This is a genomic window from Arthrobacter sp. D3-16 (genome assembly GCF_054408515.1).
In genome coordinates this window covers 2,928,386-2,942,582 of the sequence record NZ_CP096437.1, presented here as the reverse complement: position 1 = coordinate 2,942,582, position 14,197 = coordinate 2,928,386, and the positions used below count along the sequence as shown (strand labels likewise).

The window sequence follows — 14,197 nt, the reverse complement described above, 5'->3', positions numbered from 1 at the left end:
TCCCATGACTGAAACCAAGCAGACCGCGAAAATCCTTGACGGCAAGGCAGCCGCTGCCGCCATCAAGTCCGAGCTCACCGAGCGGGTCGCGGAACTGAAAGCCCAGGGTGTAACCCCCGGCATTGCCACAGTGCTCGTCGGTGCGGATCCCGCGTCCCAGCTGTATGTGTCCATGAAGCACAAACAGTCCGTGGAAATCGGGATGAACTCCATGCAGCGTGAGCTTCCGGCGGACGCCACGCAGGAACAGGTCGAAGCCCTCATTGACGAACTCAATGCGGACCCCGCCTGCCACGGTTACATCGTCCAGCTGCCGCTGCCCAAGCACCTGGACACCGACGCCATCCTGGAGCGCATCGACCCCGACAAAGATGCGGACGGGCTGCACCCCACCAACCTTGGCCGGCTGGTACTCAACGTCAACGGCGAGATCACCTCGCCGCTGCCGTGCACGCCCCGCGGCGTCATCGAGTTGCTGGTGCGCAACGGCTACGACCTCAAAGGCAAGCATGTGGTTGTTGTGGGCCGGGGCGTCACCATCGGCCGCTCGATCGGTCTGCTGCTGACCCGGCGGGAGGTTAATGCCACCGTCACCCTGACGCACACCGGTACCACCAACATGTCGGAGCTGCTGCGGCAGGCTGACGTCATCGTGGGTGCCGCCGGTGTCAAGCACATCGTCAAGGCAGCCGACGTGAAGCCGGGCGCAGCCCTGCTCGATGTCGGTGTCACCCGGGAAACCGACGCCGAGACAGGCAAGAGCAAGGTCCATGGTGACATCGAACCGGCCGCTGCCGACGTCGCCGGCTGGATTTCGCCGAACCCCGGGGGTGTGGGCCCCATGACCGTGGCGCTGCTCATGACAAATGTTGTCGAAGCAGCTGAACGCCAGGCGGCAGCAAACCGCTAGCTCCCTTTCCTCACGCCCGACGGCGGCCCGCCCCTTGAGCGCAAGGGGCGGGCCGCCGTCGGACTTTTGGCACGGGCCCTGAACACGGAACTGAAAGTCCCCTTCCACCTGTCCGCCGGCTCTACTAGTCTGCGGAGGGTGCACAACAAAGCCACCGTGTCCTCCGGCGCCGCAGCCGGCGCCGTCCAGCGGGCCGAAGAGCCCCACACCGAACCCCGCCGGATCGTCATCACGGCAGAAAACCTGACCAAGACCTACGGCGACGTTGCCGCCGTGGACGGCATCTCCTTCAGCGTCCCCGCCGGAGAATCCTTCGGCCTGCTGGGGCCCAACGGTGCCGGCAAATCCACCACCATGAAGATGATCGGCGGAGTCACCCGCCGCACCTCGGGGAACCTGCACATCATGGGCCTGGACCCGGACTCGCACGGGCCCGAGGTGCGGGCGCACTTGGGCGTGGTGCCGCAGCAGGACAACCTGGACGAGGAGTTGCGGGTCCGGGACAACCTCCTGGTGTACGGCCGGTACTTCGGGCTGCCGATGAGCTACCTGAAGCCAAAGGCTGACGAACTGCTGGAGTTTGCCCAGCTGACGGACAAGGCGAAGTCCAAGGTGGACGCGCTGTCCGGCGGCATGAAGCGGCGGCTGACCATCGCACGTTCGCTGATCAACGAACCCCGGATCCTGCTGCTGGATGAACCCACCACCGGGCTGGACCCGCAGGCGCGGCACATCCTGTGGGACCGCCTTTTCCGGCTCAAGGAGCAGGGCGTCACGCTGATCCTGACCACGCACTATATGGACGAGGCCGAGCAGCTGTGCGACCGGCTGATCGTGGTGGACAAGGGCCGGATCATGGCCGAGGGGTCTCCCGCGCAACTGATCCGCGCGCATTCCACGCGCGAGGTGGTTGAGCTGCGGTTCGGCTCCGAACGGAACACCACCATCGCCGCGGAACTGGACGGCATCGGGGAGCGCCTGGAGGTCCTGCCGGACCGGGTGCTGATTTACGCGCACGACGGCGAGGCGGCCCTTGAGCAGGTAGCGTCCCGCGGCCTGCGGCCGCTGACTTCGCTGGTACGGAGGTCCTCGCTGGAAGATGTGTTCCTAAGGCTGACGGGCAGGAGCCTCGTTGAGTGATGAGGCGGGGTTGAACACCGAAGCGGGCCTGGTTGGGACGACGGACGTATCCAGAGCGCCTGCGCGGGCACACAGCCCGGAAGCAGCGGCCGCCAAGGCGAGGCGCTGGGGTGCCTTCTACTACGCCGAGCAGGTGCTCCGCGTGATGAAGGGGTACAGCTGGTCCATCATCATGTACAGCGTGGGCCACCCGGTGGCCTACCTGTTTGCCATGGGCGTGGGCCTGGCTACACTGGTCGACTCGCAGGGCGCCGGAGCTTTCGGGGGAGTGGGTTACGTGACGTTCGTGGCGCCGGCGCTGCTGGTCTCCGCGGCAGTCATGACCGCCGCGAACGAATTCACCTTTCCTGTGATGGACGGCTTCAAATGGCGCCGGACCTACTTCGGGCCCCACGCCTCGCCGCTGACGCCCCAGCAGATTGCCGCCGGACACATCATGGCGGTGACGCTGCGCTTCCTGCTGCAGTCCGCCGCCTATTTTGTGGCCGTGGCACTTTTTGGTGCGGCGCCCGGCGGGTGGGGCTGGGTGACCATCCTGGTGGCCACGCTGGCGGGGCTCTCCTTTGGCCTGCCGCTGATGGCTTACTCCGCGTCCATTATTGAGGACAAGGGCCAGTTCGCCCTGGTGATGCGGTTCATCGTGATGCCGCTGTTCCTCTTCTCCGGCACGTTCTTTCCCCTGGACAGCCTCCCGCTGGCGGTGCGCTGGATTGGCTGGATTTCGCCCATCTGGCACGGTACGGAGCTGGGCCGGGTGCTCAGCTACGGGTACCAGGAGCCTCCGCTGCTGACCGTCCTGCACGTTGTAGTGCTGGTGGGCCTGGCCGTGCTGGGCTGGTTCCTGACCCGGAAGCAGTTTGCCGCAAGGATGGGCCGGTGAGCGCCGGGCTGCCCGTGACGAGCGCGACTGACGCGGCCCGCAACAGGCCTTTCGGGCCGCTGTATTCGCGCAACGCCAGGGCTGTGATTTCCCGTGGGCTGCTCGCCACGAAGAGCAGCAACTGGCTGGTGATGCTCTCCGGATTCTTTGAACCGGTCCTGTTCCTGATCTCCATGGGAGTGGGCCTTGGCGCGATAGTGGGTCCGGTGCAGGGTCCTGGTGGCGGGGAGATCAGTTACGCCGCCTACATCGCCCCTGCCCTGCTGGCAGTATCCGCGATGAACGGCGCCGTCTACGACTCCACCTGGAACGTGTTCTTCAAAATGAACTTCGCGAAGCTGTACCAGGGGATGCTGTACACGTCGCTGGGGCCGCTGGACGTTGCCCTGGGGGAGATCTTCCTCGCCCTCCTGCGCGGACTCCTCTACGCCATGGGATTCACGGCCGTGATGGGTGTTATGGGTTTGATCACCACGCCCTGGGCGCTGCTGATGATCCCCGCTTCGGTGCTGATCGCCTTCGGGTTCGCCAGCATCGGGATGGGGATCACCAGCTTCCTGAAAACGTTCCAGCAAATGGACTGGATCAACTTCATCATGCTGCCCATGTTCCTGTTCAGCGCCACGTTCTACCCGCTCAGCGTGTACCCGCAGGCCATTCAATGGCTCATCCAGGCAATGCCGCTGTGGCACGGGGTGGAATTGCTGCGCCAGATCAGCGTGGGCACTTTCACCGCGGCCACCCCCATCCACATCGGCTACTACCTGGTGATGACGGCGGTGGGAATGCTGCTCACCACCGTGCGGCTGCGGCAGCTCTTCCTGAAGTAGCCCCCCGCCTCAACTGACTCGCAGTAAACGCACTCAAAAAGCGTTTTGGGGACTTCAACTGCGAGTCAGTTGAGAGGGGTGCGGTGGTGTTCGCCCGGGGTGGAAGGCGGCCGAAGCATACTCCTGCGTTTGAGAGAATGGGTGCATGCAATCTTTGGGCAGCTCCAGGTCATCCTCCAAACCCGCCAAGGGTGGATTCTCCATGTTCCGCATCAGCGGGCCGGGCCTGATGGTCCTCGTCACCGCGTTCGTTGTGGCCGTCATCTTCGCGGCCAACCAAAACGACGTCGTGGGCTGGGTTGTTGCCGTTATCGCCGCCTTCTGGCTCGCCCTCGCCTGCTTTGTTGTCTTCAGCATCCAGAAGGCGGCCAAGAAAGCGGGAGCCAAGCTGACTGAAGCCCAGAATGCCTTCACCTCAGCTGCGGGACGCGGCCCCTACGCCTCGGCAGACCAAGGCGGAACCCGGGTTGTTGCCGAGCGCAGCCAGGCGGACGAGGTCCGTGACCTCAAGCTGGACCACTCCTTCAAGATCGTCCAGGTGCAGATCCGGGTGGTGGAGGAGGAGCGTGCCAAGGGCGCCGCAGCAAACCAGGACACCATCAACCGGGCACTGGAAACCATCGAGATCACAGCCACAAACGCCAGGGACATGATCAAGTCCTCCGGCGGCAGCGGAGAGCCGGTCACCGGAACCATCATCGACTAGAGTGGAGCGGGTGATCTCGGCATTGAAGAAGGACCACCTTCGCATCGCATCCGTTAACGTCAACGGACTCCGGGCTGCGTACAAAAACGGCATGGCGGCGTGGCTCGAGCCGCGCGAGGTGGACATCCTCTGCCTGCAGGAAGTCCGCGCCCCTGACGCCATCGTCCGGCAGCTGCTCGGGGAAGGCTGGCACATCCTGCATGCCGAGGCTGAAGCCAAGGGCCGTGCCGGCGTCGCGATCGCCTCGCGGGAAGAACCGCTGGCAACCCGGAACGGTATCGGCGACGATTACTTCGCCACCGCAGGCCGCTGGGTGGAGGCTGATTTCCGGTTTGCCGATGCAGCCGGACACCCTGTCCAGCTCACTGTTGCAAGTGCCTACGTCCACTCCGGTGAGGTAGGCACGCCCAAGCAGGACGATAAATTCCGCTTCCTGGATGCAATGAGCACCCGCTTGCCGGAACTGACCAAGCACAGTGACCATGCCCTGGTGGTGGGCGACCTGAACGTGGCCCACACGCCCCTGGACATCCGGAACTCGAAGGGCAACCTGAAGAAGGCGGGCCACCTGCCGGAGGAACGCGCCTACTTTGACCGGTTCTTCGGGGAGGAAATCGGTTGGACCGACGTCCACCGCAGCCTTGCAGGCCAGGTGGACGGGCCCTACACGTGGTGGTCGCAGCGCGGCAAGGCTTTCGACAACGACACCGGCTGGCGCATCGACTACCACCTGGCCACCCCGGGTCTCGGCGCCTCTGCCATTTCGGCCGTCGTGGACCGCGCGGCCTCGTGGGACACCCGCTTCTCCGACCATGCCCCGCTGGTAGTGGACTACCAGCTCTGAGCCCCGAAGGTTTCCTCTCCAATGACTAGCCAGACATCCCCGGCAACCAAGAAGCGCATCCTCTCGGGCGCCAAGCCCACTGCCGATTCCCTGCACCTGGGGAACTACATCGGCGCCGTCCGCAACTGGGTGGACATGCAGGCGGAGTACGACGCCGTCTTCTTCATCCCGGACCTGCACGCCATCACCGTGGACTTTGACCCTACCGAGCTGGCCAGGCGCACCCGTATCGTGGCGGCCCAGTACATCGCCGCCGGCATCGATCCGGACAAGAGCATCTTCTTCGTCCAGTCCCACGTCCCGGAGCACGCGCAGCTGGCTTGGGCCTTGAACTGCATCACCGGTTTCGGCGAGGCCTCCCGGATGACCCAGTTCAAGGACAAGACCCAGAAGTCCGGGGCGGACGCGGCCACCCTGGGGCTCTTCGCCTACCCCACGCTCATGGCCGCGGACATCCTGCTGTACCAGACCGACCTTGTGCCGGTGGGGGAGGACCAGCGCCAGCACCTGGAGCTGACGCGGAACCTGGCCCAGCGCTTCAACACGAGGTTCGGCCACACGTTCACCGTTCCGGAGGCCACCATTGTCAAGGAACGCGCCAAGATCTACGATCTCCAGAACCCCAGCGCCAAGATGTCCAAGACCGGTGAGTCACCCAACGGGGCCATCCAGCTGTTGGACGATCCCAAGATCGCAGCCAAGCGCATCAAGTCCGCAGTGACCGATGCCGGAACCGAAATCCGGTTCGACTCCGAGGAAAAGCCAGGCGTCTCGAACCTGCTGACCATCTACTCGTCCCTGACCGGAAAATCGGTGGCAGAACTGGAAGCCGAGTACCAGGGCAAGATGTACGGCCACCTGAAGGTGGACCTCGCGGAGGTGGTGGTGGAGTTCGTCACGCCGCTGCGGAACCGCACCAATGAGCTGATGGCAGATCCGGCGGAACTGGACCGGCTGCTGGCGCACGGCGCAGAACGTGCCCGTGACATCGCTTCGGTTACCCTTGGCCAGGTTTATGAGCGCATGGGCTTCCTTCCGTCCCTCTCCCTTGCCGGAGTCCGCTAGCGCCATGCCATCCAGCAAAGTCACCGCAAGGGAAGGCTCCCGCTCCACGCAGGCAGCGGGAATGTCCGGTAACCCCCAAGGTGACCCCGCGAAGGCCACCGGCAGTAAGGAAGCCACGTCCCGCACGGAAGAGATCAGTGTGGGCGTCATCCTGGGATTTCCGCCGGAAGTCGCCGAAGAGCTGCAGCGTTGGCGGGCTTCGTTCGGCGATCCGCTCGCGGACGTGGTTCCGGCCCACATCACGCTGGTGACCACCACCCCCACCCAGGACTGGGAAGCGACCAGGGAGCACGTGCGGGACGTTGCCCGCCGCCAGAGCCCCTTTATGGTCACCATCGCCGGCACCGGGACGTTCCGTCCGGTTTCCCCTGTGGTGTTCATCAATGTGGAGGATGGCTTCATGGAATGCGTTGACCTGCATGAAAAGCTTCAGCAGGGTCCCCTCCAGCGTGAGCTGCCGTTCGCCTACCACCCGCATGTCACCATCGCCCACGACGTGGCCCCGGATAGCCTCGACGAAGCCGAATCGGTATTGAAGAACTACAGGGCCACCTTCCCCGTGGTTAGCATGGGACTTTACGAGCACGATGCTGACGGCATCTGGCAGCTACGGGAAGAGCTGGACTTTGGGACCGAAACTGACAACGACGCCGGCGCCTGCTCAACCAACGCCGTCGCCAACGGAGATGGAGCCACCGCTCCCCACTGACCTCGCCCAGCTAAAGCTGACCGCGATTCGGAAGAGGATCGCATGGGGCAAGGTCAGAAGGTCCGGCGGCGGTGCTGCAGCAACCCTGCCGGCCATGATGCAGTGGCTGTTGGCGCGGGTGAGCATTCTCCGGCCCGTGCGCGCCTTCCAGCACTACAACCTCCAGCGCGGACCGCTGCTGAGCGCGGGTATCGGCTTCAGGATGTTCTTTTCCATCACTGGCCTCCTGACTACCGGGTTTTCCGTCGCGGGGCTCGTCCTCCGCAGCCAGCCTGCCCTTCTGGACCGGACCATCAGCAGTGTGGCCGAGAGCGCGCCGGGGCTGTTGAAGCTCAACGGCGGCGAGGGCCTGGTTGACCCGGCCGAGCTGCTGAACCCGGAAGGACTGGGCTGGGCGGCCCTGATTGCGGGCGCAGTCACCTTCGTCATCTCCCTTGGATGGATTGACGGCGTCCGGGCTGGACTGAGGGTGGTCATGCAGCTTCCGCCCCTCAGGATCAACCCCGTGCTGCTCAAGCTGCGCGACGCCGGCACCCTGCTTTTGCTGGGCGTAGCCCTGGTCATCAGCGCCGGAGCTTCCCTCGTCTTTGGTACCGCTGCAGGCTGGGTAGCAGAATTCCTGCGGCTGGACCCGGTGCTGGCCGGCCCGCTGACCACTTCCGTTAAAGTCGGTGTACCGCTGGTTCTGAGCTGGGCTACGGCACTTATCATGTTCCGGTTCGCGGGAAGCCTGAAACTCTCCCGCCGGGCCCTGCTCGAAGGCACCATCCTGGCTGCCGTGGGAACCACTGTCCTGCAGGTCTTCAGTACCGAACTGCTGGCCGGGGCCGGACGAAACCCCATCCTGGCGCCCTTCGCCATCATCATCGGCCTGCTGATCTGGTTCAACCTGGTTAGCCAGGTCTACCTCGTCTCGGCAGGGTGGGCAGCGGTCCGCGAGGCCGACCTTAGGAACCATTCATCCGGGCACGAGAAGGGCGTGTGGGGAGCCCGCCAGGTCCAGCCGGGCAAGGTGCCTGTCCAGCCGGGCAAGGCCTCTGTCAATACGGACAATGGCACCGCGCCGAGTGGCGGGCGGCGGGGCATCGGCCGTCCCCGGCAGCGATAATCCGGGGCCGGCCGGGGCTATGGTGCCGCCACCAGTCCTTCCCACCTCACGGTCCAGTCGGATGGGAAGCCCGGGGCGTTCCGGTCCGGTCCGTTGTCCCACCCCGCCGCCATCAGTGCGGCGGCGGCGAGCAGCCCGCCGTTACCGGGCAGATAGAGCGGCAGGGAGTCTGTTTGGCGGTTGTGCCCGTTGGGCAGCACCGTGTTCTTCCCGGCGGCGAGCAAGAGGGCGTTGACAGCAGCCTCCGGGTCCTCGAGGCGGGCGGCGGTCATTGCCATAACAGGGTAGTCCCAGCCCCAGGTACTGTCCCAGTCCCAGTCGGCAAGGACATCGGCGAGTGTTGCCCGCATGACGTCCTCGTCGATCAGGTCTGTCTGGGGCACGACGCCCAGGGCGCAGAGCATCGAGGGGTGGTCCTTCCTGATGGTGAACGGTTCCACGTCGATGGCCGCGTAAACACCACCGGTCACGCGTGGCTTGACCAGGCCATCGGCCACCCTCCGCCAGGCTCGGACGGGCTCGAGCCCCAACCGTTCCCGCCACAGGGCTGCCGTCCGAAGTGCCCACTGCCAATACGCCAACTCGAAGGTGGGGTTCGTGACGGAGGCCCTGATGGTTTCATAGCTCTCCTGGGCTGGAATCAAGGGTGGACCCAGCTCAAATCCGCGGGCGGTGGGATGGGCGAAGCTGGCCATGAACGCGGCTGACTCGAAGACGATCTCCGCGAACTCCTCAAGCACCTCCCGGCTGGGATTGGAGCGGTACACGAGTTCGGCCAGGTAGATGGGGTGGGGCTGCTGCCAGATCAGGAAGGTTCCGATGGGACTGGGGCTTTCCCTGCCGTCCGGGCCCACCTGCTTGGGCCAGCGCACGCCGTCGAAACCCTGCGTCCCCGCGGTCTGCCGCGACGTCTCCAGCACCGTGGAGTACCACCGCAGCGATGGCAGCAGGAGGCCTGCACGGTTCCAGAGCGCAAAGTGTGCGGCGTGCCACCAGTGCATTTCGAGGTGGAAGCGGCCGCGCCACGAATTGCACACGAGGCCCGTCTCCTGCGGCGGCATGGAGCCCGAACAGTTGACTGCGGTCAAGTACTGCGAGAGAACGATCCGGCGCTCCAGTTCCTTGGCTCGCGGATCATCCGTCGCATTGAGCTCGATTGCTCCGCCCGAGTTCCAGAACCGGGGCCAATACGCCTCCGAGGCGGCGGCCACGCTGCTGCCAGCCTCAAGGCTGTTGCTAGGTGAAAGGCCGACGGCGGCCCGGCCTGCGCCATTGCCTGGCTTTGCTGCCGGCAGGGTCACCTCTTTGTCACCTCGCGGAAGGCAATCGCCGTCCCCTGCCGGGACGAAAGCCAGACTGAAGTCAACGGCGCCGGAAGTGTTCCGGAGGCCCTTTTCGGGCGCAATCCGGAGGTGGTGCTGCCCGGTCTGTTCCACAGTGAGCAGCCGCCCCGTGATCACCACCTGGTAGCGGGAGTCGTCCAGCTCGCGGTGGACGGTCCAGCTGGTCGATCCGGCATAGTTTTTGGAGCCTGCCGGCTCGCCAAGGCTGGTGGTGTGGGCGTCCGGGCTCTGCCAGTCGGCGGCATCGTGCCACGCCTCCGAGCCGTAGGGGAAATCGATGCCAATTACCAAACCCTCGCCGAGAGCGGGCGACTGCACACGAAGGCCGAGCTCGTCCCGGTCCGGGTGGCAGGCGGTGGTGACTGTGACCGGATGACCGGCAAGTCTAAAGCGGCTGGTGACCACTCCCGTCCACAGGTCGAGTGTTTGCCCGGTGTCGGTGATGTCAGCTTCGGTGACCGCGCGGGCTGCTCCGGCCTCTACCAGCAGGAGGCCGATGCGTCCCAGGTCCAGGCGGTGCGGGTTCGCCCGCAGCCAGGTTTCCGCAAGGGAAGTACCGGTTTCGTGGTCGTTGACGATGTCCCCCGCCATGTCCACGTAGGGGACAGGTCCATGCGGCGAGTCATAGAGGACCGCGGAGTCGGCCACGTCATACTGACCGGCCGGGGGAGTTGCGTGCCAACCCCACTGGGCCTGGGTGCCAAGAAGTGTTCCGGGCGGCAATTCGTCCCTCGGGCCAACCGGGTAGGCGTCCGGCAGTGTTTGAAGTCCAGTGAGATCCATGGTGAAGGCAAACTCCCCGTTGCCCACAGACACGGGACTTCTTGGGTCGACGCTCCGCTGGTGGACATTGTGGCGCCGCACCAGTTCTTCCCTGTTGATGGGGCCGCCGGTAGCGGCGTCGGGGGAGGGGAACTCCGGGCTGGTGGTGGTTTGGCTGTGCACAGTGCACGCCCTCCTGGAGGCAGCGACGTGAGAAAGCGTTTTCTGGACGCTTCAATCCTTGTAGGGCATCACGCCTCTGTCAACCCAACGACAGTACGGGCCAGCCTGCCCGGGGACACTACTGCGCCAGCGGCGTCAGGAAGGTCCCGGAGGTCAGGAAGGGTTCGCGGCATCGAGGTACTGGTCGGCCCAGGCAGCAATGATCCGGGCCGCCCGCGCCGCCTGGCCCTTTCCCGTCAGGAGGTGGTCGCTGCCTTCGAGGGACACGAAGTTCCGCGGATGCCGGGCCGTCTGGAAGATGGTGCTGGCATTCTCGATTCCCACGGTGTTGTCCGTGGGGGAGTGAAGCACCATAAGCGGCTTGTGCAGCTGCTTGATGCAGTCCGTCAGGTCTGCGTTCTCCAGGTCCTCCACAAAATGCTTGCGGATCTCCACCCGCTTTCCGCCGAGATCCACCTCCGCGCTGCCTTCGCTCAGGATCTTGTCCAGGGCAGCGTCGAAGACATGCGCCACGTGCTTGGGCGAGAAGGGCGCGCCAACGGTAGCGACGGCGTCGAGCTCGGGGATCTCTCGCGCTGCAGCCAGCACCGCGGCGCCGCCGAAGGAATGGCCCACCAGCAGCGAAATCTGCTTGCCCTGGCTGCGCATAAACTCCGCCGCTTTCACCGTGTCCGCCACCTTATGGCTGAAGGATCCCGCGGACCATTCGCCGGCGGAGCCGCCCAGGCCCAGGTTGTCGAACCGGAGCATGCCCACGCCGCTGTCCGCCAGCGCCTTGCACATCCGCGAGGCGGAGGGTGCGTCTTTGCCGAGCGTGAACCCATGGGAGAAGACGCCCCAACCCTTTATCGGGCCCTCCGGGACGTCGATGATGCCGGAGAGCATTTCGCCGGTGGAGCCTGCGAAGGAAACTTTTTCGGAGCGGGACACGGCGTCCCCTTTCGTTTGGTACGAATGACTGTGGGCCCACGCCCGCCGGGTTCCCTGGCCGAGCTTGCGAGGCCAGGGGGCGGGTGGGGAGAAACGACGACGGCGCTGTCCCCCCTTGCGTGGGGGACAGCGCCGTCGTCGTCTAAATCCCAGGTCAGATCTTGCGGGAAAGAATGGCCTGCTTGACCTCTTGGATGGCCTGGGTCACCTGGATGCCGCGGGGGCATGCTTCCGAACAGTTGAAGGTGGTGCGGCAGCGCCACACGCCTTCCTTGTCGTTGAGGATCTCCAGGCGCATGTCACCTGCATCGTCACGTGAATCAAAGATGAAACGGTGCGCGTTGACGATTGCTGCCGGACCGAAGTACTGGCCGTCCGTCCAGAACACCGGGCAGGACGACGTGCAGGCGGCGCACAGGATGCACTTGGTGGTGTCGTCGAAGCGCTCACGGTCCTCGGCGGACTGAAGACGTTCCCGGGTGGGCTCGTGGCCCTTGTTGATGAGGAACGGCATCACCTCACGGTAGGACTGGAAGAACGGCTCCATGTCCACAATGAGGTCCTTCTCCACCGGCAAACCCTTGATGGGCTCGACGGTGATGGGCTTGGAGGTGTCCAGGTCCTTCAGGAGCGTCTTGCAGGCGAGGCGGTTGCGGCCGTTGATGCGCATGGCGTCGGAGCCGCACACGCCGTGGGCGCAGGAGCGGCGGAAGGACAGGCTGCCGTCCGTTTCCCACTTGACCTTGTGCAGGGCATCCAGGACGCGGTCCGTGCCGTACATGGTCAGGTGGAAATCGTCCCAGGTGGCCTCCTCGGAGACCTCCGGGTTGTACCGGCGGACACGCATGTGCACATCGAACGTGGGGATTTCTCCGCCACCGCCGACGCCGGCAGGCAGTTCAATCTTTGAGGCTGGCTCAGCGGTTTCAGCGGTCATCTTAGTACTTCCTCACCATCGGCTCGTAGCGGGTAAAGACGACAGGCTTGGTGGCCAGGCGGATGCCGGCGATTGCTTCCGCCGATCCGTCAGCCGGGGCGTGGTCGTCCTTGTACGCCATGGAGTGCTTCATGAATTTGTCGTCGTTGCGTTCCGGGAAGTCCTCGCGGAAGTGTCCGCCGCGGGACTCCTCACGGTGCAGGGCTGCCACGGTCATTACCTTGGCCAGTTCCAGCAGGAAGCCCAGCTCAACGGCCTCAAGCAGGTCAAGGTTGAAGCGCTTGCCCTTGTCCTGGACGTTGATGCGCTTGTAGCGCTCCTCGAAGGATGCGATATCGCGCAACACTTGGTTCAGGGTCTCCGCGGTGCGGAAAACCTGCATGTTGGCGTCCATGGTGTCCTGGAGTTCCTTACGGATCACGGCCACCTTTTCATCACCGGTACCGTTGCGGGCGATATCCAGCAGTTCGGTGGTGTACGCGATGGGGTTCTCCGGCAGATCCACGAAGTCAGCCGTCTTGGCGTACTCAGCAGCTGCGATGCCGGCCCGCTTGCCGAACACGTTGATGTCAAGCAGCGAGTTGGTGCCCAATCGGTTGGAACCGTGGACGGAGACGCACGCAACTTCGCCGGCTGCGTACAGGCCGGGGACCACGGTGTCGTTGTCCTGCAGGACCTCAGTGGTGATGTTGGTGGGGATGCCGCCCATGGCGTAGTGCGCCGTCGGGAACACCGGGACGGGCTCCGTGTAGGGCTCAACGCCGAGGTAGGTGCGGGCAAACTCGGTGATGTCCGGCAGCTTGGCATCGATGTGCGCAGGCTCCAGGTGGGTGAGATCCAGGAGGACGTAGTCCTTGTTTGGGCCGCAACCGCGGCCCTCACGGACCTCGTTGGCCATGGAGCGGGCCACGATGTCGCGGGGCGCCAGGTCCTTGATGGTGGGGGCGTAGCGCTCCATGAAGCGCTCACCTTCCGAGTTGCGGAGGATGGCGCCTTCGCCACGGGCGGCCTCGGACAAGAGGATGCCCAGGCCGGCGAGGCCGGTCGGGTGGAACTGGAAGAACTCCATGTCCTCCAGGGGGATGCCGCGGCGGAACGCGATCCCCATGCCGTCACCGGTGAGGGTGTGGGCGTTGGAGGTGGTCTTGAAGACCTTGCCGGCCCCGCCGGAAGCGAACACCACGGACTTGGCCTGGAACACGTGCAGCTCGCCCGATGCGAGGTCGTAGGAGACCACGCCGGCCACGCGCTTCTGTTTGTACGGCGTGCCGTCCTCGCGGACTGCGTCCTCTTCGACCGTCAGCAGGTCCAGAACGTAGTACTCGTTGTAGAACTCCACGTTGTGCTTGACGCAGTTTTGGTACAGGGTCTGCAGGATCATGTGGCCGGTGCGGTCGGCGGCGTAGCATGCGCGGCGAACGGGGGCCTTGCCGTGGTCGCGGGTGTGGCCGCCGAACCGGCGCTGGTCGATCCGTCCTTCCGGCGTGCGGTTGAACGGCAGGCCCATCTTCTCCAGGTCCAGCACGGCGTCGATGGCTTCTTTGGCCATGACCTCTGCCGCGTCCTGGTCCACCAGGTAGTCGCCGCCCTTGACGGTGTCGAACGTGTGCCACTCCCAGTTGTCTTCCTCGACGTTGGCAAGGGCTGCACACATGCCACCCTGCGCCGCACCGGTGTGCGAGCGGGTGGGGTAGAGCTTGGTCAGTACTGCTGTGCGGGCGCGTTGACCGGACTCGATCGCGGCGCGCATGCCAGCGCCACCGGCACCGACGATGACGACGTCGTACTTATGGACCTGCATACCAGACGCTCTTTCTCTCAAAATTCGCAATAAAACAACGGGCGGGCGT

At 64.9% G+C, this 14,197-nt stretch carries 13 protein-coding genes; 9 read left to right on the top strand and 4 right to left on the bottom strand.

The window, feature by feature from the left end; genetic code table 11:
* Positions 1 to 4 precede the first annotated feature (4 nt).
* The 9 genes from M1D32_RS13910 (at position 5) to M1D32_RS13870 (ending at position 8,192) form a co-directional block, all read left to right on the top strand.
* Positions 5 to 910 carry a bifunctional methylenetetrahydrofolate dehydrogenase/methenyltetrahydrofolate cyclohydrolase gene (locus tag M1D32_RS13910; RefSeq protein WP_458779228.1) on the top strand — a complete coding sequence of 302 codons (906 nt, stop codon included), beginning with the start codon at positions 5 to 7 and terminating at the stop codon, positions 908 to 910.
* Between the two features lie 138 nt (positions 911 to 1,048).
* A complete protein-coding gene (locus M1D32_RS13905) occupies positions 1,049 to 2,050 on the top strand; it encodes an ABC transporter ATP-binding protein (RefSeq protein ID WP_458779227.1) in 1,002 nt (333 codons plus the stop codon).
* Positions 2,051 to 2,078: 28 nt separating this feature from the next.
* Entirely contained in the window at positions 2,079 to 2,930 is an 852-nt protein-coding gene (locus tag M1D32_RS13900) for an ABC transporter permease (RefSeq protein ID WP_458782196.1), read from the top strand.
* Positions 2,927 to 3,760: an ABC transporter permease gene (locus M1D32_RS13895; RefSeq protein WP_458779226.1), complete on the top strand. Its 834-nt coding sequence runs from the start codon at positions 2,927 to 2,929 to the stop codon at positions 3,758 to 3,760. The genes M1D32_RS13900 and M1D32_RS13895 overlap by 4 nt, the downstream gene beginning before the upstream one ends.
* Before the next feature lie 145 nt (positions 3,761 to 3,905).
* Complete coding sequence (locus M1D32_RS13890; protein WP_458779225.1) at positions 3,906 to 4,466, top strand: hypothetical protein; 561 nt, start codon at positions 3,906 to 3,908, stop codon at positions 4,464 to 4,466.
* Positions 4,467 to 4,476: 10 nt separating this feature from the next.
* Positions 4,477 to 5,310: an exodeoxyribonuclease III gene (locus M1D32_RS13885; RefSeq protein ID WP_458779224.1), complete on the top strand. Its 834-nt coding sequence runs from the start codon at positions 4,477 to 4,479 to the stop codon at positions 5,308 to 5,310.
* Between the two features lie 21 nt (positions 5,311 to 5,331).
* Complete coding sequence (gene trpS, locus M1D32_RS13880; protein ID WP_458779223.1) at positions 5,332 to 6,375, top strand: tryptophan--tRNA ligase; 1,044 nt, start codon at positions 5,332 to 5,334, stop codon at positions 6,373 to 6,375.
* Positions 6,376 to 6,436: 61 nt separating this feature from the next.
* Positions 6,437 to 7,084, top strand: a complete 648-nt coding sequence (locus tag M1D32_RS13875; RefSeq protein ID WP_458782195.1) for a 2'-5' RNA ligase family protein — start codon at positions 6,437 to 6,439, stop codon at positions 7,082 to 7,084.
* Positions 7,062 to 8,192, top strand: a complete 1,131-nt coding sequence (locus tag M1D32_RS13870) for a YihY/virulence factor BrkB family protein (protein ID WP_458779222.1) — start codon at positions 7,062 to 7,064, stop codon at positions 8,190 to 8,192. The genes M1D32_RS13875 and M1D32_RS13870 overlap by 23 nt, the downstream gene beginning before the upstream one ends.
* 17 nt (positions 8,193 to 8,209) lie before the next feature.
* On the opposite strand, the gene M1D32_RS13865 is transcribed toward M1D32_RS13870, so the two are convergent.
* From M1D32_RS13865 to sdhA, 4 genes are all read right to left on the bottom strand, one after another.
* Positions 8,210 to 10,480, bottom strand: coding sequence for a hypothetical protein (locus tag M1D32_RS13865; protein ID WP_458779221.1), 2,271 nt, complete (start codon positions 10,478 to 10,480; stop codon positions 8,210 to 8,212).
* A gap of 153 nt (positions 10,481 to 10,633) precedes the next feature.
* Positions 10,634 to 11,410: an alpha/beta hydrolase family protein gene (locus tag M1D32_RS13860; RefSeq protein WP_458779220.1), complete on the bottom strand. Its 777-nt coding sequence runs from the start codon at positions 11,408 to 11,410 to the stop codon at positions 10,634 to 10,636.
* Between the two features lie 154 nt (positions 11,411 to 11,564).
* Positions 11,565 to 12,347, bottom strand: a complete 783-nt coding sequence (locus M1D32_RS13855; RefSeq protein WP_458779219.1) for a succinate dehydrogenase iron-sulfur subunit — start codon at positions 12,345 to 12,347, stop codon at positions 11,565 to 11,567.
* 1 nt (position 12,348) lies between these two features.
* Entirely contained in the window at positions 12,349 to 14,148 is a 1,800-nt protein-coding gene (sdhA, locus tag M1D32_RS13850) for a succinate dehydrogenase flavoprotein subunit (RefSeq protein WP_458779218.1), read from the bottom strand.
* Positions 14,149 to 14,197: the final 49 nt, after the last annotated feature.